Origin of the sequence: Kribbella rubisoli (assembly GCF_004217145.1) — a bacterium.
Classification (GTDB): Bacteria; Actinomycetota; Actinomycetes; order Propionibacteriales; family Kribbellaceae; genus Kribbella; species Kribbella rubisoli.
This window is the reverse complement of record NZ_SHKR01000016.1, coordinates 58,244-82,005: the sequence shown is the minus strand read 5'-3', so window position 1 is coordinate 82,005 and position 23,762 is coordinate 58,244. Positions and strand designations below refer to the sequence as shown.

Genomic DNA, 23,762 nt, shown 5'->3' with positions numbered 1-23,762 from the left:
TGTGAGTAGCACGTGAGAAGTGCTGACTGACCGGGTCGCTGCACTGGAAGGTCGTGCTGTGACCACCTCTTCGGACGATAGGCATCGGCTCGGCGTCGCGGGAGGTCTGGCGGCACCGTCACTCGACGCGATGGCCTCCGTTGCCTATGGCCCGGAGGCCATCGTGCTCGTCCTCGCCCTGGGCGGGTCGGCGGCGCTGGGGCTGACGCTCCCCATTACGATCGCGATCGCCGTACTGCTGCTCGTGCTGGTCCTGTCGTACCGGCAGGTGATCGCGGCCTTCCCGGACGGCGGTGGTTCGTACGGCGTCGCGAAGGCGCACCTCGGCCGGCGGGCAAGTCTCGTGGCCGCCGCGTCGCTGGTGATCGACTACGTCCTCAATGTGGCCGTCTCGGTCGCGGCCGGCGTCGCAGCGCTGACGTCGGCCGTGCCGGGACTGTACGGGTATCGCGTCGAGCTCGCACTCGCCGTACTGTTCCTCGTCACCGCGGTGAATCTGCGTGGTGTCGCGACGAGTGCGAGGCTGTGCGCTGCCCTGACCGGTGTCGAGGCGATCGCGAACGCCGTACCGTCGTTCCGCAAGCCCGGTGTCGTTCGGGCCCAGCGTGCGGAACTGGCGCTCGGTGGCCTGCTCGGCGTGATGCTGATCGGCCTCGCGATCCTGATCGAGAAGTTCGATATCCGGCCGGTCGACGGCGTCACCGTGCTGTCTCAACTCACCGATGGGGCACTCGGCCACGGATTCGGGTACTACGTCGTGCAGTTCACGACCGTGCTGCTGCTGGCACTGGCTGCGAACACGTCCTTCGGCGGGCTTCCCGTCCTGAGCCAACTGCTTGCCAAGGACAACTACCTCCCGCATGTGTTCCAGCTGCGCGGGCAACGCCAGGTCTACCGGTACGGCATCCTGTTCCTGGCTGGAGTGTCAGCCGTCCTGCTGATCGCGGCGCGCGGCGACATGAACACGCTGGTGCCGCTCTTCGCGATCGGCGTCTTCGTCGGCTTCACGCTGTCCCAGGCCGGCATGGTGCGCCACTGGTGGCACCGTCGTCCGCCGCAATGGCGGGGCAAGCTGGCGCTGAACGGATTCGGCGCTCTCCTCACCGGTGTCGCCGCGATCGTGGTCACCGCCTCGAAGTTCGCCGACGGCGCGTGGCTGATCGCGATCACGCTGCCCGTGCTGGTGCTCGTGATGGAGTCCGTGAACCGCAACTACCGACGGATCGGTGATCGGCTCGAGCTGGGGCACGTCCCCGATCGGCTGACGTCGCGGCGGTCGCGCGTCGTCGTACCCGTGCATGGCGTGAGCAGGCTGACGGGTGAGGCATTGTCGGTTGCGCGCGGGCTCGGTCACGACGTCGTCGCCGTCCATGCGGTCAACACCGCGGACCCCGAGGACACCAAGGCCTTCGTCCGCCTCCTCGACGACTGGCAGCGCTGGCAGCCAGGCATCCCGCTGATCGCGCTGTACGACCAACGCCGCACCTTGACCGCACCGGTCGTCCAGTACGTCAACCGCTGCGAGGTCGACACCGTTTTCGTGGTGATCCCCGAGATCGAGCCCGATCACCTGTGGCAGCGGCTGCTGCAGAATCAGCGAGGCGCCATCCTCGCGCATGCGCTCCGCCGCCGTACCGACGCGGTCGTCTGCCGGATGCGGTTCCGGATCGATCAGCCGACGTGCACCCAGGGGCGCTGGGAACGCTTGGGCTCGGCCCGTCTCAGTACTTCGCGGGTCACGGGCGGTACGTCGCCTTCGCCGGAGATGAGGTAGCGGAACAGGAAGTAGAACGGGTTGCCCTCGGCCCAGGCGAAGTAGATGTGCGGCATCACCTGCCAGTCGTCCCGGATCTTCAGCATCAGCGCCGCAATCGCATTCGGCACGCTCGGACTCTCGACCCGCAGGATCTGGTAGCCGAACCGCTCGTCGCCTTGCACGTCCAGCTCGGTCTCGAACTGCGAGGCGTCGGTCAGCGTCACCTCGAGGAACAAGATCGGCAGACCTTCGGGCAGGTTGCGCACCTCGCGCTGTTCGGCCTCCTTCTCCTGGTACTCCGCCTCGTCGCGATCGTCCGGCTCGTTCGCGATGATCCGCAGCTCACCGGCCACGGCAGCCGCGGAGATGATCCGGCAGGCCTCCTCGTCGAACCGCACCTCGGTGGCCCGGAGCTCGAGCGAGCGCGTGGCCCGCGAGATCAGCGAGGTGAGGATGATCGCGACGATGAAGAACGACGCGATCTGCACGCCGTCGGGACGCTCGATGATGTTCGCGATCGTCGTGTACAGCAGCACCAGGCTGATGACGGCGAAGCCGACCGTCTTGGCCCGCTCCCCCTTCCGCCGCGCCGACAACGTGACCGCGATCGACGCCGACATGATCAGCACGAGTACGCCGGTCGCGTACGCACCGCCCTGGGCGTTGACATCGGCCTTGAACAGCAGCGTGATCACGAACGCGATCACGCCGAACACGATCACCAGCGGGCGGGTCGCGCGGGCCCAGTCCGGGACCATGCCGTAGCGGGGCAGGTACCGCGGAACGATGTTCAGCAGACCGGCCATCGCCGAGGCGCCGGCGAACCACAGGATGAGGATCGTGCTCACGTCGTACACGGTCCCGAAGATGCTGCCGAGGTGCTCGTGCGCCAGGTAGGCCAGCGCCCGGCCGGACGCTTCGCCGCCGTCCTTGAACTCGTTCTCGGGGATCAGCACGATCGTGGTGAAGCTGCTGGTGATCAGGAAGCCGCTCATGATCAGTGCCGCGGTGGTCAGCAGCTTGCGGGTGTTGCGGATCCGGGTCGCCGGGTGTGCAGGATCGTCGTCGGGTGAGCCGTCGACCTGCGGCATCACCGCGACCCCGGTCTCGAACCCCGACAGACCGAGGGCGAGCTTGGGGAACACGACCAGCGAGATGCCGATCATCACCCAGATGTTCGAGTGCTCGGTGGTCAGCATGCCGCGCCAGTTCGTCACGAGTTCGGGTGCGGTGATCACGTTCCAGAGCGCGTTGCCGACGACAACGACGTTCAGGCCGAGGTAGACGAGGACCAGAACGACGGCGATCCCGATCGCCTCTCCGAAGCCGCGCAGGAACACGCCGGCGAGCAGGGCCAGCAGCAGGAGGGTGATGATCACCTCTTTGCCCTCGAACCAGTGCGGCACGTACGGGTTCTCGATGACGTGCGCGGTGGCGTCGGCGGCCGACAGCGTCATCGTGATGATGAAGTCCGTCGCCATGAAGCCGAGCAGGACCAGGATGGTGAACTTGCCCTTCCAGCGGCCGAGCAGCCGGTCGAGCATCGCGATCGAGCCCTCGCCGTGCGGACTCTCGGCCGCCACGCGCCGGTAGACCGGCAAGGCGCCGAGCAGGGTGAGCAGGACGAGGACCAGTGTGGCGACCGGTGACAGCAGACCCACCGCGGCGGCCGCGATGGCGGGCTGGTAGCCGAGCGTGGAGAAGTAGTCGACACCGGTCAGGCACATCACCTTCCACCAGCGGTGCGTGGGGTGCGGCGCCGGCCGGTGCGGCCCGGCGTGTCCGGCGGGGCGGTCGTGCAGTAACCACTCGACGAACCGGCCACGGACCGGAGGGGGTAGCCCGACCGTCTCGTTCTCACGGGTTTCTGTCACCGCTCGGAGCCTAGCCAGCCGGAGAACCAGGACCGGTCCTTTCTAACGCCTCTCTAACACCTACGTGCGAACCGCCACTCTCCCGCCGGGGATGCTCCGGCAGATCACGTAGATGAGGAAGGAGATCGTGGTCACGTAGGGGCTGATCGGCAGGCTGCCGCCCAGTGCGAGAAGGATCCCTCCGACGAGGGACAAGGTCGCAAAGATCACGCTGAGCAACGGAACGAGCCACGGAGAGGTAGCGACTCGAAGTGCGGCGGCCGCGGGTGTGACCACGATGCTCAGGACGAGCAAGGCGCCCACGATCTGGACCGAGATGGCTACCGCCAACCCGAGTAGCAGCATGAACACCAACGACAGGAGCCGCACCGGCACACCACGAGCCGCAGCCTGTTCCGGGTCCGAGCTGGCGAACATCAGTGGCCGCCAGACGATCACAAGCCCGAGCAGTACGACGACGCCGGTGACGATCAGCCAGGACAACTGCGGCGTGTCCACCGCCACGATCTGCCCTGTCAGCAGGCCGAACTTGTTGGCCGCACGACCCTTGTACAAGGCGAGGAACAGCACGCCGAGCCCCAGCCCGAACGGCATCAGCACCCCGATGATCGAATTGCGATCACGCGCACGACTTCCCAGTACGCCGATCAGCATCGCGGCGATGATCGACCCCGTCAGCGAACCGGCGACCACGTTCACGCCCAGCAGCAGAGCGGCGGACGCGCCCGCGAACGACAGCTCGCTGATGCCGTGGACCGCGAACGGCAGGTCGCGCATCATCACGAACACGCCGATCAGACCGCCGACGACGCCGAGCGCCACGCCGGCGATGATCGAGTTGCGTACCAGCGCCAGCAGTTCCCCGTAGTTGGTGAAGTTGAAGATCTCGTGCCAGACAGTTGCCGTGAGCATCGACCTCACCCGGCCCGCAGGACCGAGGTGTGATGGGTGTCCTCGGGAACACCGGCCACCAGCACCCGGCCGCCGGAACGGACCACCTCCACCGGCGACTGGTACAGGTCGCTCAAGGTCGTCGACGTCATCACCTCGTCGACCGACCCGGTCCGGAAGCGACCGTTGGCAAGGTAGAGCACGCGGTCGACGTACGGCAGCACCGGGTTGATGTCGTGGGTGACGAAGACGATCGCGGTGTCATGCGTACTGCGGCGCCGATCGACCAGACCGGAGATCGTGCGCTGGCTGTTGAGATCCAGCGACAGCAACGGCTCGTCACAGAGCAGGAGCTTCGGGTCGGACACCAGTGCCTGCGCGATCCGGACCCGCTGCTGCTCGCCTCCGGACAGCTGTCCGATCGGACGGTCCGCGAAGGCGTCGGCGCCGACCGACTCGAGCAGCTCGTCGATCCGTCGACGGCGCCTCGGGTCGGGGCGGCCGATCCCCCATCGATGGCCGTCCAGGCCCTGGCCGACGACGTCCCGAGCCCGGAGCGGCGTGAGCGTGTCGATCCGCCGGTGCTGCGGCACGTACCCGATCTGCGTGCTTCCTCGGTGGGGCGGAGCGCCGGCGACCTGGACGGTCCCGGACATCAGCGGATGCAACCCGAGAACGGCCTTCAGCAGGCTGGTCTTCCCCGATCCGTTGGCGCCGAGGATCGCGAGGAACTCCCCTGCGTGCAGGCTCATCGTCAGGCCGCCCCACAACCGATGCCCTCCGTATCCGAACGACGCCTTCTCGAACTGCAGGACGTTCATCAGGCCAGAGCCGAACGGATCGCGTCCAGGTTGGCGGTCATCCAGCCCAGGTAGTCCTTGCCGTCGGGCAGCGTCTCGGTCACGGGTACGACGGCGATGCCGTTCGCCTTCGCCGCCGCGAGCACCTTCTCCGTCTCCGGACCTGACGTCTGCTCGTTGTATGCCAGCAGCTTCACCTGTTTGGCGCTGAACAACGTGAGCGTCTCCTGCAGCACCGCGGCCGGAACGTCCGTCCCCTCCTCGATGGCCTCGCTGAACTCGCCCGGCGTCTTGTTCACCAGCCCGCAGGCGGTCAGCAGATACACCGGCACCGGCTCGGTGATCGCGGCGCCGTCGCCGGTATGAGCAGCCTTGATCGAGGCCTCGGTCGCCTCCAGTTGCTTCACCTTGCCGGTGAAGGCGGCGGCGTTCGCGGCGTACGTCGAACTGTTCGCGGAGTCGACCTCGGACAGGGTGGACGCCAGTTGCGCCGCCAGCTTCTCCATGGTCGGGAAGTCGTACCAGACGTGCTCGTTGAGTTCACCGCCGGTGGGCGCCTTGTGGCCGGAGATGCCGACCACGTTGAGCACCTTCGCCGAGGTGTTGCCCGCCGACTTGAGCATCGTGGCCATGAAGTCGTCGTAGCCGCCGCCGTTCTCGATCACGACCTTCGCTTTCGAGAGCGAGAGCTGTGTCTGCGCGTTCGCCTCGTACGAGTGCGGATCCTGGTCCGGGTCGGAGATGATCGACGTCACCTCGGCCTTGTCCCCCGCGATCTGCTCGACGATGTCGCCGTACACGTTCGTCGACGCCACGACCTGCACCCCGGCCTCGGAGGTCGACGCGGCCGTCTCGTCGGCCGCCGACGAACTGCACGCGGCCAGCAGCGCCAGCGCCGCCGCACCGGCCAGGAATCCAACAGAACTACGCAGCCTCACAGCGCACCCGTCCCTCATCGCCAATTGATAATGAAAACCATTCCGGACAAAAGGTAGCACTGTCCCCCGGATGATTGACAGCTAGGGCATCTCTGGACTGTCAGAGATGCCCTACAGGGTTGGTCAGCGACGTACGGCTGGGAGCTGAACCGTGACGCGGAGACCGCCGGAGGGGCGGGCGGCGAGGATCAGGATTCCGTCGTGCGCCTGGGTGATGCTGTTGACGATCGCGAGGCCCAGGCCGACGCCGGTGTGGTCGGTGCGGATGCGCCCGCCGCCGCGCTGGAAGGGCTCGATCAGGGTGGAAACCACGGATGCGGGGAGGATCTCGCCGGTGTTCTCGACCGTGAGCACCACGGTCTTCGGGTGCATGGTCGTGGTGATCCACACGGCGCCGCCCGCGGGCAGGTTGTGGACGATCGCGTTGTGGACAAGGTTCGTCGCCAGCTGCAGCAGGAGGGTGTGCGAGCCGACGGCCGGGGTCACGTCACCGGAGGTTTCGACCGTCAGACCGCGCTTTTCCGCGAGTGGGAGGAGAGTCTCGACGGCCTCCTCCGCAACGAGGGACAAGTCGACGTCGCCGCGGGTGAAGGTCCGCTGGTTGGCGCGGCTGAGCAGCAGCAAGGCTTCGGTCAGGTCGATCGCCCGGCTGTTGACGAAGTCGAGGCGGTCGACGAGCTCGGCGGGGTCGCGGTTCGGATCCTTGCGGGCCACGTCGAGCAGGGTCTGGGTGATCGCGAGCGGAGTACGCAGTTCGTGGGAGGCGTTGGCGGCGAACCGCTGCTGTTCGGCGTCGTGCGCTTCGATCCGCTCGAGCATGGTGTCGAACGCGTCGGAAAGCTCGCGGAACTCGTCCTGGCGGCCTTCCAGCTGAATCCGGTGGGACAGCGAACCGGCCGTGGCCAGGCGGGCGGCGTTGGTGATTCGGGTCAGCGGCGCGAGCATGCTGCCGGCCAGGATCCAGCCTCCGACGAGACCGGCGATCAGCAGCAACGTCAGCATCAGGATCGCCTTGGGCGCGAACGCGGCCAGCAGGTCGGCACGGTCCGGGCCGCTCATGGGTGCGCGAACCATCCGGGCGGGAACGTAGCGCAGCAGGAACACCCAGACGACCGCGAGCAGCCCACCGCCCGCGAGCATGATGACCGCCGCATAGCTGAGGGTGAGCTTGAGGCGAACACTCAGCCCCGGCTCCCTACCCACGCTCGCCTTCCTCGCCAGCCGTGTCGATGCGATACCCCACGCCGGCTACGGTGGCGATGATCCAAGGCTCGCCCAGCCGTTTGCGCAGCGCGGAGACAGTGATCCGTACGGCGTTGGTGAACGGGTCGGCGTTCTCGTCCCACGCCCGTTCCAGCAGCTCCTCGGCGCTGACGACACCGCCTTCGGCACCGACGAGAACTTCGAGTACGGCGAACTGCTTGCGGGTCAGCGCGACGTACCGGCCGTCGCGGTAGACCTCGCGGCGGAACGGGTCCACCCGCAGGCCCGCGATCTCGCGCACGGGCGGCCGGTTGTGGCCGCGTCGACGGTCGAGCGCTCGCAGACGCAGTACCAGCTCCTGGAGCGCGAAGGGCTTGGTGAGGTAGTCGTCGGCGCCGAGCTCGAACCCGGTCGCCTTGTCGTCGAGCCGATCGGCCGCGGTCAGCATGAGGATCGGCATACCGCTGCCGGAGGCAACGATCCGCTTGGCGACCTCGTCCCCCGACGGGCCGGGAATGTCGCGGTCCAGGACCGCGATGTCGTAGGCGTTGATGCTGAGCAGCTCGAGCGCGGTGTCGCCGTCGCCGGCGATATCGGCCGCGATCGCCTCCAGGCGCAGGCCGTCGCGGATCGCGCCCGCCATCTCCGGCTCGTCCTCGACCAGCAGCACCCGCATACTCCCGATGCTACGAGGTCCTTCGTATCGTCCGTATATCGAATTCCCCATACGTACCGACAACACCGCGCTGCCTTGACTGGGAGCATGACTCGAGCGGCAATTGGTGCGCCCAGCAAGGATGACGGCGCCGTCCCGGCCGGGGCGACGGTGTTCGACGACGACTACCCGGCCGTGGCCAACCTCGATCCGGCGCTGCTCACGGCGCTGCGAAAGGCCGCTTCGGATGCCTTGGACGACGGGGTCACGTTCTACGTGAACAGCGGCTGGCGTTCTCCGGAGTACCAGAATGACCTGCTGCGCAATGCGGTTGCGAAGTACGGCTCGGAGGAGGAAGCGGCTCGATGGGTCGCTACGCCTGAGACGTCCCAGCACGTGCGCGGCGCGGCGGTCGACATCGGGCACTCCGAGGCGAAGGCATGGCTGGCGGAGCACGGGTCGGCATACGGGCTGTGTCAGATCTATCGCAACGAGCCGTGGCACTACGAGCTTCGGCCGAACGGGTGCGAGCCGATGTACGCCGACCCGACGCACGATCCGAGGATGCAGCTGTGAAGCTGGCTGTCTCTCGTATCAGCGCCGGCGAACATCAGGCATTTGTGGACGCGCAGCGGTCGGTCAGCTTCCTGCAGATCCCGGAGTGGGCCGCCGTCAAGACCGAATGGCGTAGCGAGTCGCTCGGCTGGTACGACGGGGCGCAGCTCGTCGGCGCCGGCCTTGTGCTGCATCGACCGGTGCCGCGGTTGGAGCGGTACACGCTGGCGTACTTGCCGCAGGGGCCGGTGATCGACTGGAGCGGGTCGCTCGACGAGTGGATCGACCCGCTCGCGGCGTACCTGAAGGCGCAGGGTGCATTCGCGATCCGGCTCGGGCCGCCCGTGCGCACGGACGTCTGGAGCGCCGCTGAGGTCAAGTCGGGGATCGCGGATCCGGAGGTCAAGCGGCTCGCCGGGCGGGGCGGGGATCGGGTGACGCGCTGGCTCGAGGAGGCGGGGTGGCTGCCGCAGAGTCCCGAGGACGGGTTCGGCGACGGGCAACCGCAGTACATCTATGAGCTTCCGCTGGCCGGGCGGACCGAGGACGACGTACTCCGAGGGATGAACCAGCAATGGCGCCGGAACATCAAGAAGGCGGCGAAGGAGGGTGTAGAGGTCTCGGTCGGCACGGACGTGAAGGCCTTCCACGACCTGTACGTCCACACTGCTGAGCGCGATCGCTTCACGCCGCGACCACTGCGGTACTTCGAGAACCTGTTCGCCGCGATGAGCTCGGCCAGGTTGTATCTCGCGCACCATCAGGGCGAGCTGGTCGCCGCGACGATCCTGGTCCGGGTCGGCGCTCATGCGTGGTACCTGTACGGCGCTTCGTCCACGTCGAAGCGTGAGGTTCGCGGGTCGAACGCGTGCCAGTGGGCGATGATCCGCGACTCGCTCGCCGCCGGGTGCGACGTGTACGACCTGCGCGGCATCACGCCGACGCTAGATCTGCAGGACTCCCATGTCGGGCTGATCCAGTTCAAGGTCGGCACCGGCGGGCAAGCGGTCCGGTACGCCGGCGAGTGGGACCTCCCGCTACGTCCGCTGGTGTATCGCGCCTTCGACCTCTACATGAAACGGCGCCGCGGATGAACATCCGTCCTGCCACCCGCGCCGACGCGATCGCCGTCAACGAACTCCTGGGGCAGCTGGGTTATCCCCAAGACGGCGCAGACGCGACAGCCGATCGAATCCAGGTCTGGGCCGACGATCCGGCGCTGGCGGCGTACGTCGCGGAGTCGGACGGCGACGTGCTGGGCGTCATCGCCGTCCACGTTGCCCCGTTCTTCCAGCGCGACGGCTCGTGGGCCCGCATCGTCGCCCTTGTCGTCTCCAACCAGGCCCGCCGTCAGGGCATCGCCACCCAGCTCATGGCCGCCGCGGAATCCTTCGCCGCCGACCGAGGCTGCGTCCGGATAGACCTCAACAGCGCCAACGACCGCCACGACGCACACGCCTTCTACCAAGACCTCGGATACGTCGAGCAAACCGACACGTCGACCCGCTTCCTCCGCTCCTTACCGCAGCCGGGTTGAGGCGAGTGCGGCAGCGACCTCTTCGAGGTGGGCTTCTCGGGAGGCTTTGACGAGGACCACGTCGCCAGGGGCGAGGGTTCGGCGGAGCCAGTCGATGGCTGCGGTCTTGTCGGGGAGCGCCACTGCGTGCTCCCCCGCGCCGGCGGCGATCGCGCGCGCACCTTCCCCGACTGCGACGATGACGTCGGCGCGGGTGGCGGCGTACCCGCCGATGATGTGGTGTTCGGATTCGCTTTCCTCGCCCAGCTCGAGCATCTCGCCGAGTACAGCGATGCGGCGGCCCTCAATCACCGCCATCGCGTCCAGGGCGGCGCGGGCGGAGTCCGGGTTGGCGTTGAAGGAGTCGTTCAGGAGCGTGATGCCGCCTGGCAGTTCGCACAATTCCATCCGCCACTGCGAGACCGATGCGCCGGCCAACGCAGCCGCGGTCAGCGCGATCGGTACGCCGACCGCCAACCCGGCCGCAGTAGCCGCCGCCGCGTTGAACGCCTGGTGCGCGCCCACAAGCGGCAGTACGACGGACGCCGCGGCAGCTGCGGTCCGCAGGGTGAAGGATGGCCGGCCGAGGCGATCGAGCGCCAGGTCAAGCACACGTACGTCGGCGTGCTCCGCCCGACCGAAGGTGAGCACCGGGCCGTCCGTCAGGGCACGCATCGCAACAACCCGGGGATCGTCGGCGTTCAGCACGGCGGTCCCTCCTGGCGCGAGGCCCTGCACCAGCTCGCCCTTGGCCTTGGCGATCGCCCCGCGTGAGCCGAACTCGCCGAGGTGCGCCTGCCCGACGTTGAGAACGACCGCCACGTCGGGTGGGACCAGGGCGGCGAGGTGAGCGATATCGCCGATCCGCCGCGCGCCCATCTCGACAACGAGGAAGCGGGTGGTCGGGTCGGAACGCAGGATCGTCAGCGGTACGCCAAGCTCGTTGTTGAGCGAACCAATCGTTGCGACCGTCGGCCCAATAGTGGAGAGCGCGGCGGTCAGTAGGTCCTTGGTGCTGGTCTTGCCCTGGGAGCCGGTGAGGCCTAGAACAGTCAGCCCGGTGCGTAGCTGCGCGCCGACGTGAGCGGCGAGGTTCTGTAGTGCAGCTTCCACGTCCTCAACCACGACAGTGGGCAAGGCCGTGGGCCGTGAGCCGAGCACAGCCACCGCACCGGCTTGGCCGGCCTGCGGAGCGTAGTCGTGGCCGTCGGCGTGTTCGCCCGCGAAGGCTACGAACAGTCCCCCCGGCTCAGCCTCTCGACCGTCGAGTACGGCGGGTGCGGTCACTTTCACGGAGCCGTCGCCGGCGACCGTTCCGCCAACTACCGCGCTGATCTCATCGAGGCTGAGCGGAATCATTCCCCCAGTAAAGGAGCCGCGGTGTTTCGTCCGCATATCGAAAATCCGATACGCGCGGGCAACACCACTCTTCCTTCACTGGAGGCATGACCTACAGCGAACCAGAACGCCGTACGCAATCGCTGGCGTCCTGGTTGTCGTCCGCGACCCTCCCGGACGTCGCACTGACGATCTACGGCTGCGGGCCGGACGAAGCCGCGCTGTTCCGGGAGCTCGCTCCTCGGTTCGGCGTCGTACCGACCATCACCGAGGCATCAGTGTCCGAGGCAACCATTGAACTTGCCCTCGGCAAAAGATGTATCAGCGTCGGACATAAGACGCCGATCACCAACCAAACACTGCTGGCTCTCGCGAGAGCCGGCGTCACGTACATCTCCACGAGGAGTATCGGCTACAACCACCTCGACGTGGACTACGCGGACACCGTCGGCATCACCGTCGAGAACGTTGCCTACTCCCCCGACAGCGTCGCCGACTACACGCTGATGCTCATGTTGATGGCAGTGCGCAACGCGAAGCCGATGCTCCGCCGTGCCGACATCCACGACTACCGACTGAACGACGCACGCGGGAAGGAACTGCGTGACCTGACCGTCGGCGTCATCGGCACCGGGCGCATCGGCGCAGCCGTGATCGACCGGCTGCGCGGCTTCGGCTGCCGCACCGTTGCCTACGACAACCGCCCGGCGACGTCGGCCGACTACGTCCCGCTCGACGAGTTGCTGCCCGTCAGCGACATCCTGACGCTGCACACACCGCTCACCGAAGACACCCGTCATCTGCTCGACCGTCGACGGATCGAGCAACTCAAGCCGGGCGCGTACGTCGTCAACACCGGACGCGGCCCGCTCCTCGACACCGAAGCGCTTCTCACGGCGTTGGAAAACGGACGACTCGGCGGCGCAGCGCTGGACGTCCTCGAAGGCGAAGACGGCATCTTCTACGCCGACTGCAGCAACGAACCCGTCGAAAGCAAACAACTGCGGCGACTCCAGGAGCTGCCGAACGTGATCATCAGCCCGCACACCGCCTACTACACCGATCACGCCCTCAGCGACACGGTCGAGAACTCGATCATCAACTGCCGGAAATTCGAGAACAGGAAACAGCAGTGGATATGAAGATCGGCATCATCTTCGGAGGCCGCTCCGAGGAACACCCCATCTCGGTGAAGTCCGCCCAACAGGTCGCGGACAACATCGACACCACGAAGTACGAACCGTTCTACATCGGCATCACCGAGGACGGCGCCTGGAAGCTGTGCGACGGACCCGCCACGGACTGGGAGAACGGCGCCTGCCGCCCGGCCATGCTGTCACCGGACAGTACCTCCCCCGGGCTGCTCGTCCTGGACGACGGGAAGTACGAGACGATCAGCCTCGACGTGCTCTTCCCGGTCCTCCACGGCAAGCAAGGCGAGGACGGCGCGATCCAGGGTCTGCTCGAGCTCTCCGGCCTTCCGTACGTCGGCTGCGACATCCAGAGCTCTGTCCTGTGCATGGACAAGTCCCTCGCCTACACCGTCGCCGCGGGCGCCGGAATCGCGACGCCGAACTTCTGGACGTTCACGGCGAGCCAAGCCATCGATCCCGACCAGTTCACCTATCCGATCTTCGTGAAGCCGGCCCGCTCGGGCTCGTCCTTCGGTGTCAGCAAGGTCGCGGCCAGAGAAGAACTGCCGGCCGCCGTCGAGGCCGCCAGGAAGTTCGACTCGAAGGTCCTGATCGAGGAAGCCGTCGTCGGCAGCGAGATCGGCTGCGCGATCCTCGGCAACGATCCCGAACTGCTCGCCGGTGAGGTCGACCAGATCGACCTGTCGCACGGCTTCTTCAAGATCCACCAGGAGAGTACGCCGGAAAGCGGCTCCGACAACTCGACGGTGATCGTGCCCGCGGACATCCCGCCCGAGTCCCGCGCGCTCGTTCAGGAGACCGCGAAAGCCATCTACCGCGCTCTGGGATGCCGCGGCCTGTCACGCGTGGACATGTTCCTCACGGAGGACGGCACCGTCGTACTCAACGAGGTCAACACCCTTCCCGGCATGACGTCGTACAGCCGATACCCCCGGATGATGGACGCCACCGGCCTGTCCCGGACCGAGGTGATCGACCGCATGCTGTCGCTGGCACTGGCGGCCAAGGCTCGGTGAACGAACGCCCGCCCCGACCGGCAGTGCTCACAGTGATCGTGGTTGCCAGTCTGGTGTTGATCGGCCTTCTCAAGTACCACTCGCCGTGACACATAAGATCTCGCTATGGCGACGCGACTTGTGCAGGCGGTTATCAAGGCTCGGGACAACTCTGCGCTCGGGCGGTTCTGGGCGGAGGCTCTCGGTTGGAAAGTCACCGGCGACAAACCCGAAGAGACCAACCTCGAGCCTGAGGGTGTCACGTACCCGGACCCGAGTGCCGTCGTCGTCGATCTCATCCCGGGTGCGCAGCCCAAGACGGTCAAGAACCGCGTACACATCGACCTGGCCACCACGTCCGCGACCCACCAGGCAGAGTTGGTCGCGCGCCTCCAGGAGCTCGGCGCAACCCCCGCCGACATCGGCCAGGGTGACATGCCGTGGACGGTTCTCGCCGACCCGGAGGGCAACGAGTTCTGCGTCCTCGAGCCCCGCGCGATCTACAGCGACACCGGCCCGATCGCCGCCATCGTTGTCGACTGTGTGGATCCGCATGCCATGGCCCGGTTCTGGAACGAGGCGTTGGACTGGACCCTGCACGAGGAGACCGATGACTTCGTGTCGCTGCGCTCGGCGAAGGGCGTCGGCCCGTACCTCGAGTTCCTCCGCTCCTCCGACCCGAAGACCGGGCTCGACCGCATCCACCTCGACCTCCGCCCGTACCCGGGCGACGACCACGCGGCAGAGGTTGCCCGGCTGGAGGCCCTCGGTGCGACGAAGCTCGACATTGGCCAGGGCGACGTCGCGTGGCAAGTGATGGCTGATCCCGAGGGCAACGAGTTCTGCCTCCTCACCCCGCTCTGACACCGAACCAGGTCGTCAGCGCGGTTGTGACATCCGCACCTCCCGACCAGCACAGCAGTCCATCCGGGCGGATCAGCAGCGCGTCATGCTCTCCGTCCGGCTTGACGTGCAGTACGTCGACGCGGTCTGCCCAACCGTCCGGCCAGGTACGGTCGCCGAAGTCGAGTAGCCGACCGCGACCGGAGTGCAGGAGCGTCGACAACCAGACCGGCCCGTCACCGGTGACCACCTCGAAGTCTGGGATCCGGTCCGCTGCATCGAGCCCGGACATCATGCCGGCGAGGTAGCGGTTGGTGTCGGGCAGCCGCATCAGGTCCGTGAAGATCTCTCGCAGTTCGACGACGTCCTCGCTCGGCCCAGGAAGCGCGAAGACGCGCTGCGCCGCGGTATGACGTAGTACGCGCGCGGCCACCGGATGCCGCTCGACCTGGTACGTGTCGAGCAGGTCCGCCGTACCGCGCATGGCGGCCGCCAGCTTCCAGCCCAGGTTGAACGCGTCCTGTACGCCGAGGTTCAGCCCCTGCCCGCCGAACGGGGGATGGATGTGCGCAGCGTCTCCCGCGAAGAGGATCCGCCCGTAGCGGTACGACTCCAGCTGCCTGGTCGCGTCACCGAACTCAGACGAGTTCAGCACCTCGGCGAGCGTCGTCTCCTCGCCGTACAAGGCAGTGAGCGCAGCCCGCGTCTCGTCCGCGGTGGTGACTCCGGGGCGGCCGAACGTGAAGCGATACTTCCCGTCGCCGACCGGCACGAGCATGCCCCAGTACTCACCGGCTTGCGTGGTCATCGTGCTGAAGTGACCCATGGTCGTCGGCACCTCGTCCGACACCGACGACAGCCGTACGTCGGTCAGCACCGCGCGGAACGTCCCCGCCCGACCGGGGAACGGTACGTCGAGCAGCTTGCGGACCGTGCTGTGTGCGCCGTCGCAGGCCACGAGATACCGAGCCCGCAAAACCTCCCCACCAGCGGTAACCGTCACGCCGTCGGAGTCCTGCGAGACCGCACTGACCTCGACACCACGACGTACCTGAACTCCGCGCGCGGCCGCCGCTCGCTCGAGCTCCTCCTCGACGATCCACTGCGGTACCGAGATCGGGTACGGGTGCCGGGTGTTCCACGGCGACGCGTCGAGCGGAACCGGCAGCCCGGCGAAGTGTCCGCCGACCGCCTCACGCGGCAGCTCGCGCGCCTGGATCGGGCCGAGCAGCCCGCGCAGGTCCAGCACCTCGGCCGTGCGGGCCTGCAACGCGCCGCCCTTCGTCTGTTCGATCCGGGTGTCCAGCCGTTCGAGGATGGTCACGTCGACGCCGGCCAGCGCCAGCTCGTAGGCCAGCATCAGCCCGGTCGGCCCGGCACCCGCGATCAGTACGTCCATGAAAGCTCTCCTCAGTGCAAAAGTAGACTAAGTGCAGATTAGCACCCGGTGCTACGATCCCGCCATGGCGTTGCGTGAACGGAAGAAGCTCCGGACCCGGGAGGCGATCTCGACGGCGGCCATCGAGCTGTTCGTGGAGCACGGCTTCGACCAGGTGTCGATCACCCAGGTCGCGGAGGCCGCCGATGTGTCCCGGCGTACTCTCTTCGCGTACTTCCCGACCAAGGAAGATCTCGTCGTCCACCGCTTCGCCGACCATGAAGACGAGCCGGCCCGTGTGGTTCGCGCTCGCCCCGCCGACCAGTCACCGCTGGTCGCACTCCATACGCACTTCATCGAGCGCCTCCGCGCCCACGACCCGTTCACCGGCCTCACCGATCTGCCCCAGGTGCTCGACCTCTACCGGCTTCTCCGCGGTACGCCGGCCCTGATGGCACGCATGCTCCAGTTCAACGAGACCTCCGAAAGGGAACTGGCCTCAGCCCTGCACGAGACCGCCGGAACCCCCGAACTCACCGCCCGCCTGGCCGCCGCCCAGATCGCCTCGGTCCACTGGACCCTGGCGATGTCGAACTTCGACCGCTGCGCGTCCGGCACCTCCGCCCCGAAAGCTCTGCCCACCGCAGTGAAAGCCGCCAACCAAGGCTTTGCCCTCCTCTCCTCCGGCCTGGCTCCGCTCTGGCCAACCACAGAAGGGTCACCATGAACGCGATGCAGAAGTTCTCCCTCGAGGGCAAGGTCGCTCTCGTCACCGGTGGCAGCCGGGGTCTCGGACGCGCGATGGCCGAGGCGCTCGGCGATGCCGGTGCCGCGGTCGCGGTCACCGCGCGGACCCTCGCCGCAGCCGAAGCCTCCGCGGCGGAGCTCACCGCCCTCGGCATCCGCGCGTACGGCGTACAGCTCGAGGTGTCCGACGTCGAGGACGTGGAACGCGCGGTCGAGCAGGTGAGCAGCGAGTTCGGCGAGATCGATGTGCTGCTCAACAACGCGGGGATCGGAGTTGCCGGTCGCGCGTTCGAGACGCCTGATACCGCGTGGCACGAAGTCTTCTCGGTCAACGTCGACGGCCTCTGGTACTGCAGTCGTGCGGTCGCCCGCCGGATGGCCGAGCGCGGCGGCGGCACGATCGTGAACGTCGGGTCGATGTCGGCGGAGATCGTGAACCAGCCGCGCTGGCAGGCGTCGTACCTGTCGTCGAAGGCCGCCGTCCATCAGCTGACCAAGGCGCTGGCGGCCGAGTGGGCGCCGCACGGGATCCGGGTGAACGCGATGGCGCCGGGGTACTTCCTGACCGAGATGTCGCCGGTCGACCAGCCCGAGTTCAAACAGTGGTGCGTGGACCCGGCGGCCATGAAGCGGTACGGTCTGCCGCCGGAGTTGGGGCCGGTGGCAATCTTCCTGGCGAGCGAGGCGTCCAGTTTCATGACCGGCTCTATCGTCAAGGTCGACGGCGGCTTCACACTGTTCTGATGGTCACCATAGGCATCGTCGGCGCCGGACTCCGCGGGAGGCTGTTCGCCGAGGCACTCCATACCCAGCCGGACGTCACTGTCGTCGGTCTGGCAGAGCCGTCGGAGAAGGTGGCGTCGCAAGCGCGGGCGGCCACCGGCCTGCCCGTCGTTTCGTCACACGGGGAGTTGCTCGAGAAACTCGACCCGGACGCCGTGATCGTGGCGACCCCGGATTTCGCCCATCGCGAGGTTGCTGTCGATGTGGCCGAAGCAGGCAAGCATCTGCTGATCGAGAAGCCGGTCGCCACGAATCTCGACGACGCGCATGCCATCGCGGAGGCGGTCCACCGCTCAGGTGTGCGCTGCCTCGTCGGCTTCGAGAACCGGTGGAATCCGCATGTGGTGCAGGCCAAGGCGGCGATGGACTCGGTCGGCGATCCGATCACGGCATCAGCCACCCTGAGCAACTCGTACTTCGTGCCGACCACCATGCTGTCGTGGGCGGCGAAGTCATCGCCGGCATGGTTCCTCATGCCGCACACCGTCGACCTCATCCTCTACCTCACCGGCCGTCGAGCCGTGTCGGTGAACGCGGTCGGATCTCGTGGTGTGCTCGCCAAGCGCGGTATCGACACGTGGGATGTCGTCCACGCGCTGGTCAGCTTCGAGGACGGATCGACTGCGACGCTGTCGTCGGCGTGGACGCTGCCGGATGCCGGTGACGGGATCGTCGACTTCCGGTTCCAGGTCGTCGGCACCGAAGGATCGGTGACCGCCGACCTGTCCCACCAAGGCCTGACCGTGGTCAGCGACAAATACCGGTCGACCTGGCCCGTCGCGGGTCGGATCGGGCGCTCGCAGGTCGGTCCGGCGGTGTGGATGGTTCAGGATTTCGCGGCGGGCCTCGTCGACGGCGGCGACCTCGGGCCGGGTATCGATCACGGCGTACTCGTCACTGAGCTCATCTGCGCGATCGAGGAGTCGATCAGCTCCGGACAGACTGTGCAGCTTCCGGCTCCTCAGCCCTGACCTGCCACCAGCGGTGTGATGCGAGGGCGGCCAGTCCGGCGCCGGCGGTGTTGAGCAGTACGTCGTCCACAGAGGACACCCGGTCCAACTGGAAGGCGTACTGCGAGACCTCGATCAGGATCGAGCAGCCTCCCGCGAGCGCCAGGATCCGCGGTACCGACGCCAACGCGGCGAACCGCAGCGGGGCGAGGAACCCGAGCGCCGCGAACACGAGCAGATTGCCGACGATGTCAAGGGCCGGCATCGTGACCAGGTCGTGCAGCGGTACGAGGCTCACGCGGGCAGGAGCGACGCCGGCGCCGCTGCCCGGCAACAGGGTCCCCCACACCCACGGCACCGTCCCGTAGACGATGCCGACGTCAGCCACCGCTGTGCGCCACGTACGTCGGCGACGTGCGAGCAGGTACATGACCAGCGCGGCCACCGGCAGTGCGAGCACCGTTATGACGGCGACACCCGTGAACGTACCGAGCCAGCCGTGCCAACCTCTGATGATCGCCTTACCTCCGTCTGCTCCGGCCCTCCAGTGAAGCCGGCCTGGTGTTGCCGGAACGTATGCGGTTTTGGATATGCGAACGATATGCGCCGCCCGGTAGCGTCGGATGTATGTGTGTGCTCACCGGGGAAGCAGGTCATGCGTAGGCAGCCCGGGTTGAGCGTCCGCCTCAAGCTCACCCTCAGCTACGCCGCCTTCCTCATGCTCGCGGGCACCTTGCTCCTCGCGGCGGTCTGGCTGTTCCTCCTGCGGTACGTCCCCGAGCGCGCGGTCCTCGTCGTCCCCGACGGCACGGCCGGCAGCAGTGTCTTCCCGGTCCGGTCGCGTCTGCTGGAGGTGTTCGCGCCACGGGCTGCCGCGGTGTTCATCCTGCTGCTGATCTTCGGCTTGCTGGGCGGGTGGATCCTCTCGGGCCGCATGCTCGCGCCGCTGACTCGCATCACCAACGCCACGCGTCTTGCTGAGAACGGTTCGCTGTCCCACCGGATCAAGCTCGAAGGATCAACCGACGAGTTCCGTGAGCTCGCCGACGGCTTCGACCGGATGCTTGCGCAGCTCGAGGCTCATGTCGACGAACAGAAGCGATTCGCGGCCAACGCCTCTCACGAGCTGCGTACGCCGCTCGCGATCACGCAGACGCTCCTCGACGTCGCCATCAACGACCCGGACCGCGACAGCGGCGACCTCGACGAACGCCTGCGTGCCATCAACACCCGGGCGATCAACCTGACCGAGGCCCTACTGCTGCTCAGCCGCGCCGATCAGCGGTCCTTCGCCCAAGAACGGGTCGACCTCTCGCTGATCGTGGAAGAAGCGACCGAAACCCTGCTCCCGTTCGCGGAGAAGCGCGGTATCACGATCGAGACCGCCGGCGAGCTCACGCCGACCACCGGCTCCCACACGCTCCTTCTCCAACTCGCGACGAACCTCCTCCACAACGCGATCGTCCACAACCTGCCCGATCACGGCACGATCTCCGTCACCACTGCGGCGCGCTTCAACACCGTCGTACTGACCGTCGAGAACACCGGCGAGCTCCTCAGCCGGCAACTGGTCTCCACCCTGACCGAACCGTTCCAGCGCGGCGCCCGGACCCATCAGCCGGGCGTCGGCCTGGGCCTCGCCATCGTCAAGAGCATCACCGAGGCCCACGGAGGCACGCTCACCCTGATGGCCCGCCTGGGCGGCGGGCTCCACGTCACCGTCGCACTACCCGTCGACCAGGCCTGAGCCAATCGCGCGCGAGCCGCCTCGCATTCGTCCGTCTCACTCACCAGGGTCCGCAGGGCTCCGGACCAGTTGCTCGACAGCAACCGCTGCCCCACAAACCCGGTCTACAGTGACGAGCATGCGAGCTGACATCGTGCCCGGCGCCGTGTTCCCCGACTACGAGCTGCCCGACCAGGAGGACGTACCGCGGAAGCTGAGCGACCTCCAGGGCGAGGATCCGATGATTCTCACGCTCGCCCGCGGGCACTACTGCCCCAAGGAGCACCAGCAACATCTCGAGCTGGCGGCGTTCTACCCGAAGATCGCGGTCAGCTACACGCAGATCGTGACGATCGCGACCGACGAGCACCACACGCTGCAGGAGTTCCGGGCGTCGGTCGGCGCGCAGTGGCCGTTCCTGTCCGATCCGGGGCGGATCGTCCAGCGGGATCTCGACATCGCGGAGTACACCGATCCCGACAACGACCCGATGATCCCGTACACGCTCGTGCTCAAGCCCGGGCTGGTGGTGCACAGCATCTACAACGGTTACTGGTTCTGGGGACGGCCCACGATCTCCGAGCTGTGGCAGGACCTCCGGGAGGCAAGCAGCGAAGTGCGTCCGGACTGGGATCTCAGCAAGCCCGGACTACGTGAGGCATGGGACAGCGGCGACCACAGCGCCTTCCACGGGTGGAACAAGCGCCCTAACGGGTGATGTCGTCGTACAGGCGGACCGCCGCGAGGAGGCCGTCCGTGCCGCGTTCGAAGACGGCGAGACCTGCCTGAGGCGGTCCGTCGATGTTGTATTCCAGTGCGCAGCCGACGCCGTCATCGGTGACAGCACACGGCCGTACGGCGGTTACGCCCGCGCCTGCGTAGTACGCGCGGAGCCCGTCCACGCCGCGATGGACGTTGTCCAGCGGCTCCTGCACGTATCCGTCCGACTCGAAGGTCTTGACGATGGACTCGACATCACCACCGGCCAGCGCGCCCAGGTGCCGCGCCACGACGTCTGTCGTCTCCACAGCGCCAGCCTCCAGGAAGGGCGGCCGCAGGTGGCGCAGTCCGTCGACCGGCCACTGGCTGCAATACGTGCGGAACTCGACGGAGCGCTCGTCCGACGACTCGGCGACCACCGCGACCGGCCACGCCACCTCGTCGCCCTCGTGCAGGACGTGGACGAGCAGCTCGACCGCCGCGCGCCCGTCGACCGTGATCGAGCCGACCACCTTCAGCCGGGCATGGTGCGCGGCCATCCACTCGCGGTTGCTGTGGATGAACGTCCGCAGGTCGCGATGCCCGCGAATCTCTCCGGCCCGGGGATCGTGCACGACCACGTCTCCGGGCCAGGTCTTCTCCAGCGCGCCCGGCGCATCGTCGTACATCGCCTTCAGGTACTGCGCGACTGGATCCGCCTGCTCTCGCGCCCGGGCATCACGACGGGCCAGCTCGATCGCGGTGGAGAACTCCGGGAACCACGGCATGATTCACGGTACGACAGCGGAGCGGGCCGCCGCACGCATGTCCTTCAGCAAGGCGACGTCACGCGCATGCGTCGGCGTCTCGACGAGTAGCGGAATGCCGTGCAAGCCCGACAGCACCGTCTCCAGCGCGGCCAGTCCGATCGTGCCGCGACCGAGCGACTCGTGCCGGTCGCGGCGGGAACCGGCGGGATCGCGGCTGTCGTTCACATGGATCAGCCCGACCCTGTCCGCCACTTGCTTGACGGCGGTCAGATCCTCGCCGGCCGCGTGCAGGTGGCACGTGTCGAGGCACAGGCCGATCTCGGGTTCGTCCAGCGCGTCCAGGTACTCGATGCTGCTCTCGATGGTCGAGGCGGCTGCCTCACCGGCGCCGGCCGTCGGCTCGATCAGTAGCCGTACGTCGTGCCACCGCTGGGCGATCGGTACGACGAGATCGCGCAGGCCACGGAGTACTTCAGCGCGGCGGCCCTTCGTGACCAGCGAGCCCGCATGCACGACGACCGTGGAGGCGCCCAGCGAGGCGGCCCGCTGCATCGTCAGTTCGAGGGCGGCCGTTGAGCGGCTCAGCACCAGGTCGGAGGGCGAGCACAGATTGATCAGGTGCGGCGCGTGGACGACGACCGGCAGGTCGCGCTCGGCACACGCCGTACGGAACGCCTCGTCGGCCGCCGGATCGAAGGCCGCCGGTATCCAGCTGCGGGGATTGCCGGCGAACAGCTGGATGATCTCGGCGTCAACCGCCTCGGCCTCCCCCAGCCCGACCTTGACCAGCCCACCGGCGACGGCAACATGTGAACCGATCCGCACTCTCGATCCCTCCGGGTTCGCATTCTTGACTTCAGAGTACAGAACTCTACGATGTGGGTGTGGCGAGACCCATGACATTCGACACCGAGGAGACCATCGACCGGGCGGTGGAGGTCTTCTGGCAGCGCGGCTTCGGCGCGACGACCCCGCAGAACCTGGTCGACGAGCTCGGCATCGGCAAAGGCAGCCTGTACAACACATTCAAGAGCAAGCACCACCTGTTCCAGCTGGCCATGCGCCGGTACAGCGCCCATCGCGCCGCCGACCTGGCCGAGGCTCTCGACGGACCGGGGCCCGTCCGCCCCAAGCTGCGGACCGCGATGCGGAATCTGGCCGGCGTCGGTGAGCATCAGTTGGGCTGTCTGATCGTCAACTCGGTCGCCGAGCTGGGCAGCTCGGACGACGCCGTCACCGACGTCTCGAAGGAGATGTTCGACCTGGTCCAGGATGCGTTCCGGGCCGCGATCGAGCGCGGTCAGGCCAGCGGCGAACTGATCCCCGGTCGGGACCCCGGCGACGCCGCGAGTGCGCTCCTCGCTGTGGTGATCGGGACGAATGTCCTGGCCAAGGCGGGCCGGGCCCCGTCGCAGCTCACCCGCCTCCTCGACGCCGCACTGATCGACATCTGATGAGCATCGTCTGTATGCGTGGCCCCAGACGCTCTGGGGCCTCGTCAAAGGCAGGCTGCCCGCCTGAGCTCAGGTCTTCGCCTTACGCGCCCTCGGCTTGCGGGCCACGGGATGTGCGCCGTTGCCATTGCCGTTGCCTTGGCCGTTGACCTCGGTCTCGGGCTCGGCCGCGAACGGGATGAACGGCATCGTGAGCGGCAGCGCCGCGAGCCGCATCAGCAGCAGGACGTTGTCATCGCCGGCGGTCTTGTTGAGTCGAAGGCGCCCGCAGTTGGTGCACCTGTGGATGAGGACCCAACGACCCTCGCCGCGGACCGTGACCGCGATCGGCTCCATGCCGCCGGAGCAGTCGGCCTTGCGATCGCCCGGCACGTTGCGGTCGAGATGACGCGACCACAGGCAACTCGGGCAGTGATTTCGATGGGTGGTTCCAGGGGCGTCGAGGGAGACCTCTACGCCGCAGTGTTCACAACTGAACGAACGTGCGAAAGCCAAACCGATGAACCTTTCAGAGCAAAGCTGCAGGACAGAACAGACATCGGCTCTCCTCCTTCCGGTCCGCACCGGCCACTCCGGCGCACCAGCCTCCTAGCAGATCAGCCTGCGCCTGCCTCGGTCAATCGATTAACTGCACACCTCGCGCTATTAGTTGCCAAGGGCAACTTCGCGGTTCCGGGATCGCCTTGTAGATCAAGCGATTGACCCTCAAGCCCAGGTCCAGATTTTCGAGACGTTCG

The 23,762-nt window shown here is 67.3% G+C and carries 25 protein-coding genes; 13 read left to right on the top strand and 12 right to left on the bottom strand.

Annotated elements, in window-relative coordinates; genetic code table 11:
* Window positions 1-58 precede the first annotated feature (58 nt).
* Complete coding sequence (locus tag EV645_RS32995; protein WP_206751461.1) at window positions 59-1,774, top strand: APC family permease; 1,716 nt, start codon at window positions 59-61, stop codon at window positions 1,772-1,774.
* Here EV645_RS32995 and EV645_RS32990 read toward each other — a convergent pair.
* The 6 genes from EV645_RS32990 to EV645_RS32965 form a co-directional block, all read right to left on the bottom strand.
* Window positions 1,672-3,630 carry an amino acid permease gene (locus EV645_RS32990; RefSeq protein ID WP_130447997.1) on the bottom strand — a complete coding sequence of 653 codons (1,959 nt, stop codon included), beginning with the start codon at window positions 3,628-3,630 and terminating at the stop codon, window positions 1,672-1,674. The genes EV645_RS32995 and EV645_RS32990 overlap by 103 nt on opposite strands.
* Window positions 3,631-3,690: 60 nt before the next feature.
* Window positions 3,691-4,542, bottom strand: a complete 852-nt coding sequence (locus EV645_RS32985; protein WP_130447996.1) for a metal ABC transporter permease — start codon at window positions 4,540-4,542, stop codon at window positions 3,691-3,693.
* Window positions 4,543-4,547: 5 nt separating this feature from the next.
* Complete coding sequence (locus tag EV645_RS32980) at window positions 4,548-5,342, bottom strand: metal ABC transporter ATP-binding protein (RefSeq protein ID WP_130447995.1); 795 nt, start codon at window positions 5,340-5,342, stop codon at window positions 4,548-4,550.
* Window positions 5,342-6,259, bottom strand: a complete 918-nt coding sequence (locus EV645_RS32975; protein ID WP_198682030.1) for a metal ABC transporter solute-binding protein, Zn/Mn family — start codon at window positions 6,257-6,259, stop codon at window positions 5,342-5,344. The genes EV645_RS32980 and EV645_RS32975 overlap by 1 nt, the downstream gene beginning before the upstream one ends.
* A gap of 123 nt (window positions 6,260-6,382) precedes the next feature.
* Window positions 6,383-7,462 (bottom strand): sensor histidine kinase, encoded by a 1,080-nt coding sequence (locus EV645_RS32970; protein WP_130447993.1) that lies wholly within the window; start codon window positions 7,460-7,462, stop codon window positions 6,383-6,385.
* A complete protein-coding gene (locus EV645_RS32965) occupies window positions 7,455-8,138 on the bottom strand; it encodes a response regulator transcription factor (RefSeq protein ID WP_130447992.1) in 684 nt (227 codons plus the stop codon). Before EV645_RS32965 ends, EV645_RS32970 begins: the two co-directional genes overlap by 8 nt.
* Before the next feature lie 87 nt (window positions 8,139-8,225).
* Between EV645_RS32965 and EV645_RS42965 the strand changes: the two genes are divergently transcribed.
* Genes EV645_RS42965 through EV645_RS32950 form a run of 3 tightly spaced genes read left to right on the top strand, consistent with a single transcriptional unit; the run spans window position 8,226 to window position 10,209 of the window.
* Window positions 8,226-8,693, top strand: a complete 468-nt coding sequence (locus EV645_RS42965; protein ID WP_130447991.1) for a M15 family metallopeptidase — start codon at window positions 8,226-8,228, stop codon at window positions 8,691-8,693.
* Window positions 8,690-9,766, top strand: a complete 1,077-nt coding sequence (locus tag EV645_RS32955; protein WP_422386657.1) for a lipid II:glycine glycyltransferase FemX — start codon at window positions 8,690-8,692, stop codon at window positions 9,764-9,766. Before EV645_RS42965 ends, EV645_RS32955 begins: the two co-directional genes overlap by 4 nt.
* Complete coding sequence (locus EV645_RS32950) at window positions 9,763-10,209, top strand: GNAT family N-acetyltransferase (protein WP_130447989.1); 447 nt, start codon at window positions 9,763-9,765, stop codon at window positions 10,207-10,209. The genes EV645_RS32955 and EV645_RS32950 overlap by 4 nt, the downstream gene beginning before the upstream one ends.
* On the opposite strand, the gene EV645_RS32945 is transcribed toward EV645_RS32950, so the two are convergent.
* Window positions 10,192-11,547 carry a UDP-N-acetylmuramoyl-tripeptide--D-alanyl-D-alanine ligase gene (locus tag EV645_RS32945; RefSeq protein ID WP_130447988.1) on the bottom strand — a complete coding sequence of 452 codons (1,356 nt, stop codon included), beginning with the start codon at window positions 11,545-11,547 and terminating at the stop codon, window positions 10,192-10,194. The two genes, EV645_RS32950 and EV645_RS32945, sit on opposite strands and share 18 nt — an antisense overlap.
* 86 nt (window positions 11,548-11,633) lie before the next feature.
* Here EV645_RS32945 and EV645_RS32940 point away from each other — a divergent pair, with 86 nt between their 5' ends.
* The 3 genes from EV645_RS32940 to EV645_RS42960 all read left to right on the top strand — a co-directional run bounded on the left by EV645_RS32940 (window position 11,634) and on the right by EV645_RS42960 (window position 14,539).
* Entirely contained in the window at window positions 11,634-12,668 is a 1,035-nt protein-coding gene (locus EV645_RS32940) for a D-isomer specific 2-hydroxyacid dehydrogenase family protein (protein WP_130447987.1), read from the top strand.
* A complete protein-coding gene (vanA, locus tag EV645_RS32935) occupies window positions 12,665-13,696 on the top strand; it encodes a D-alanine--(R)-lactate ligase (RefSeq protein ID WP_130447986.1) in 1,032 nt (343 codons plus the stop codon). Before EV645_RS32940 ends, vanA begins: the two co-directional genes overlap by 4 nt.
* A 105-nt stretch (window positions 13,697-13,801) precedes the next feature.
* Complete coding sequence (locus EV645_RS42960; RefSeq protein WP_130447985.1) at window positions 13,802-14,539, top strand: VOC family protein; 738 nt, start codon at window positions 13,802-13,804, stop codon at window positions 14,537-14,539.
* On the opposite strand, the gene EV645_RS32925 is transcribed toward EV645_RS42960, so the two are convergent.
* Window positions 14,526-15,917 carry an FAD-dependent monooxygenase gene (locus EV645_RS32925; RefSeq protein WP_130447984.1) on the bottom strand — a complete coding sequence of 464 codons (1,392 nt, stop codon included), beginning with the start codon at window positions 15,915-15,917 and terminating at the stop codon, window positions 14,526-14,528. The genes EV645_RS42960 and EV645_RS32925 overlap by 14 nt on opposite strands.
* A gap of 64 nt (window positions 15,918-15,981) precedes the next feature.
* Here EV645_RS32925 and EV645_RS32920 point away from each other — a divergent pair, with 64 nt between their 5' ends.
* Genes EV645_RS32920 through EV645_RS32910 form a run of 3 tightly spaced genes read left to right on the top strand, consistent with a single transcriptional unit; the run spans window position 15,982 to window position 18,397 of the window.
* On the top strand, window positions 15,982-16,623 hold the full coding sequence (locus EV645_RS32920) for a TetR/AcrR family transcriptional regulator (protein WP_130447983.1): 642 nt from the start codon (window positions 15,982-15,984) through the stop codon (window positions 16,621-16,623).
* A gap of 5 nt (window positions 16,624-16,628) precedes the next feature.
* Window positions 16,629-17,387, top strand: a complete 759-nt coding sequence (locus EV645_RS32915) for an SDR family NAD(P)-dependent oxidoreductase (protein WP_242000810.1) — start codon at window positions 16,629-16,631, stop codon at window positions 17,385-17,387.
* On the top strand, window positions 17,387-18,397 hold the full coding sequence (locus tag EV645_RS32910; RefSeq protein ID WP_130447981.1) for a Gfo/Idh/MocA family protein: 1,011 nt from the start codon (window positions 17,387-17,389) through the stop codon (window positions 18,395-18,397). Before EV645_RS32915 ends, EV645_RS32910 begins: the two co-directional genes overlap by 1 nt.
* Here EV645_RS32910 and EV645_RS32905 read toward each other — a convergent pair.
* Window positions 18,354-18,836 carry a VanZ family protein gene (locus EV645_RS32905; protein ID WP_242000809.1) on the bottom strand — a complete coding sequence of 161 codons (483 nt, stop codon included), beginning with the start codon at window positions 18,834-18,836 and terminating at the stop codon, window positions 18,354-18,356. The two genes, EV645_RS32910 and EV645_RS32905, sit on opposite strands and share 44 nt — an antisense overlap.
* 195 nt (window positions 18,837-19,031) lie before the next feature.
* Between EV645_RS32905 and EV645_RS32900 the strand changes: the two genes are divergently transcribed.
* Together EV645_RS32900 and EV645_RS32895 are read left to right on the top strand one after the other, a co-directional pair.
* The gene (locus tag EV645_RS32900) at window positions 19,032-20,123 is read left to right on the top strand and encodes a sensor histidine kinase (protein WP_130447979.1); all 1,092 of its coding nucleotides are present in this window, start codon (window positions 19,032-19,034) and stop codon (window positions 20,121-20,123) included.
* A 118-nt stretch (window positions 20,124-20,241) separates the two neighbouring features.
* Window positions 20,242-20,820 carry a redoxin domain-containing protein gene (locus tag EV645_RS32895; protein WP_130447978.1) on the top strand — a complete coding sequence of 193 codons (579 nt, stop codon included), beginning with the start codon at window positions 20,242-20,244 and terminating at the stop codon, window positions 20,818-20,820.
* Here the strand turns inward: EV645_RS32895 and EV645_RS32890 are convergent.
* The gene (locus tag EV645_RS32890; protein ID WP_130447977.1) at window positions 20,810-21,589 is read right to left on the bottom strand and encodes a nuclear transport factor 2 family protein; all 780 of its coding nucleotides are present in this window, start codon (window positions 21,587-21,589) and stop codon (window positions 20,810-20,812) included. The genes EV645_RS32895 and EV645_RS32890 overlap by 11 nt on opposite strands.
* Window positions 21,590-21,592: 3 nt before the next feature.
* Window positions 21,593-22,396: a deoxyribonuclease IV gene (locus EV645_RS32885; RefSeq protein WP_157997219.1), complete on the bottom strand. Its 804-nt coding sequence runs from the start codon at window positions 22,394-22,396 to the stop codon at window positions 21,593-21,595.
* Window positions 22,397-22,455: 59 nt separating this feature from the next.
* Here EV645_RS32885 and EV645_RS32880 point away from each other — a divergent pair, with 59 nt between their 5' ends.
* Window positions 22,456-23,025: a TetR/AcrR family transcriptional regulator gene (locus tag EV645_RS32880; protein WP_157997218.1), complete on the top strand. Its 570-nt coding sequence runs from the start codon at window positions 22,456-22,458 to the stop codon at window positions 23,023-23,025.
* Between the two features lie 69 nt (window positions 23,026-23,094).
* Here the strand turns inward: EV645_RS32880 and EV645_RS32875 are convergent, their stop codons facing one another.
* Window positions 23,095-23,589, bottom strand: coding sequence for an RNHCP domain-containing protein (locus EV645_RS32875; RefSeq protein WP_242000808.1), 495 nt, complete (start codon window positions 23,587-23,589; stop codon window positions 23,095-23,097).
* Window positions 23,590-23,762 lie beyond the last annotated feature (173 nt).

Bases quoted from the DNA above. Each gene is read 5' to 3' on its own strand.
- EV645_RS32985 (WP_130447996.1), bottom strand. From the start codon at position 4,542: ATGCTCACGGCAACTGTCTGGCACGAGATCTTCAACTTCACCAACTAC.
- EV645_RS32980 (WP_130447995.1), bottom strand. From the start codon at position 5,342: ATGAACGTCCTGCAGTTCGAGAAGGCGTCGTTCGGATACGGAGGGCAT.
- EV645_RS32965 (WP_130447992.1), bottom strand. From the start codon at position 8,138: ATGCGGGTGCTGCTGGTCGAGGACGAGCCGGAGATGGCGGGCGCGATC.
- EV645_RS42965 (WP_130447991.1), top strand. From the start codon at position 8,226: ATGACTCGAGCGGCAATTGGTGCGCCCAGCAAGGATGACGGCGCCGTC.
- EV645_RS32950 (WP_130447989.1), top strand. From the start codon at position 9,763: ATGAACATCCGTCCTGCCACCCGCGCCGACGCGATCGCCGTCAACGAA.
- EV645_RS32945 (WP_130447988.1), bottom strand. From the start codon at position 11,547: ATGATTCCGCTCAGCCTCGATGAGATCAGCGCGGTAGTTGGCGGAACG.
- EV645_RS32940 (WP_130447987.1), top strand. From the start codon at position 11,634: ATGACCTACAGCGAACCAGAACGCCGTACGCAATCGCTGGCGTCCTGG.
- vanA (WP_130447986.1), top strand. From the start codon at position 12,665: ATGAAGATCGGCATCATCTTCGGAGGCCGCTCCGAGGAACACCCCATC.
- EV645_RS42960 (WP_130447985.1), top strand. From the start codon at position 13,802: ATGGCGACGCGACTTGTGCAGGCGGTTATCAAGGCTCGGGACAACTCT.
- EV645_RS32925 (WP_130447984.1), bottom strand. From the start codon at position 15,917: ATGGACGTACTGATCGCGGGTGCCGGGCCGACCGGGCTGATGCTGGCC.
- EV645_RS32920 (WP_130447983.1), top strand. From the start codon at position 15,982: ATGGCGTTGCGTGAACGGAAGAAGCTCCGGACCCGGGAGGCGATCTCG.
- EV645_RS32915 (WP_242000810.1), top strand. From the start codon at position 16,629: ATGCAGAAGTTCTCCCTCGAGGGCAAGGTCGCTCTCGTCACCGGTGGC.
- EV645_RS32910 (WP_130447981.1), top strand. From the start codon at position 17,387: ATGGTCACCATAGGCATCGTCGGCGCCGGACTCCGCGGGAGGCTGTTC.
- EV645_RS32900 (WP_130447979.1), top strand. From the start codon at position 19,032: ATGCGTAGGCAGCCCGGGTTGAGCGTCCGCCTCAAGCTCACCCTCAGC.
- EV645_RS32895 (WP_130447978.1), top strand. From the start codon at position 20,242: ATGCGAGCTGACATCGTGCCCGGCGCCGTGTTCCCCGACTACGAGCTG.
- EV645_RS32890 (WP_130447977.1), bottom strand. From the start codon at position 21,589: ATGCCGTGGTTCCCGGAGTTCTCCACCGCGATCGAGCTGGCCCGTCGT.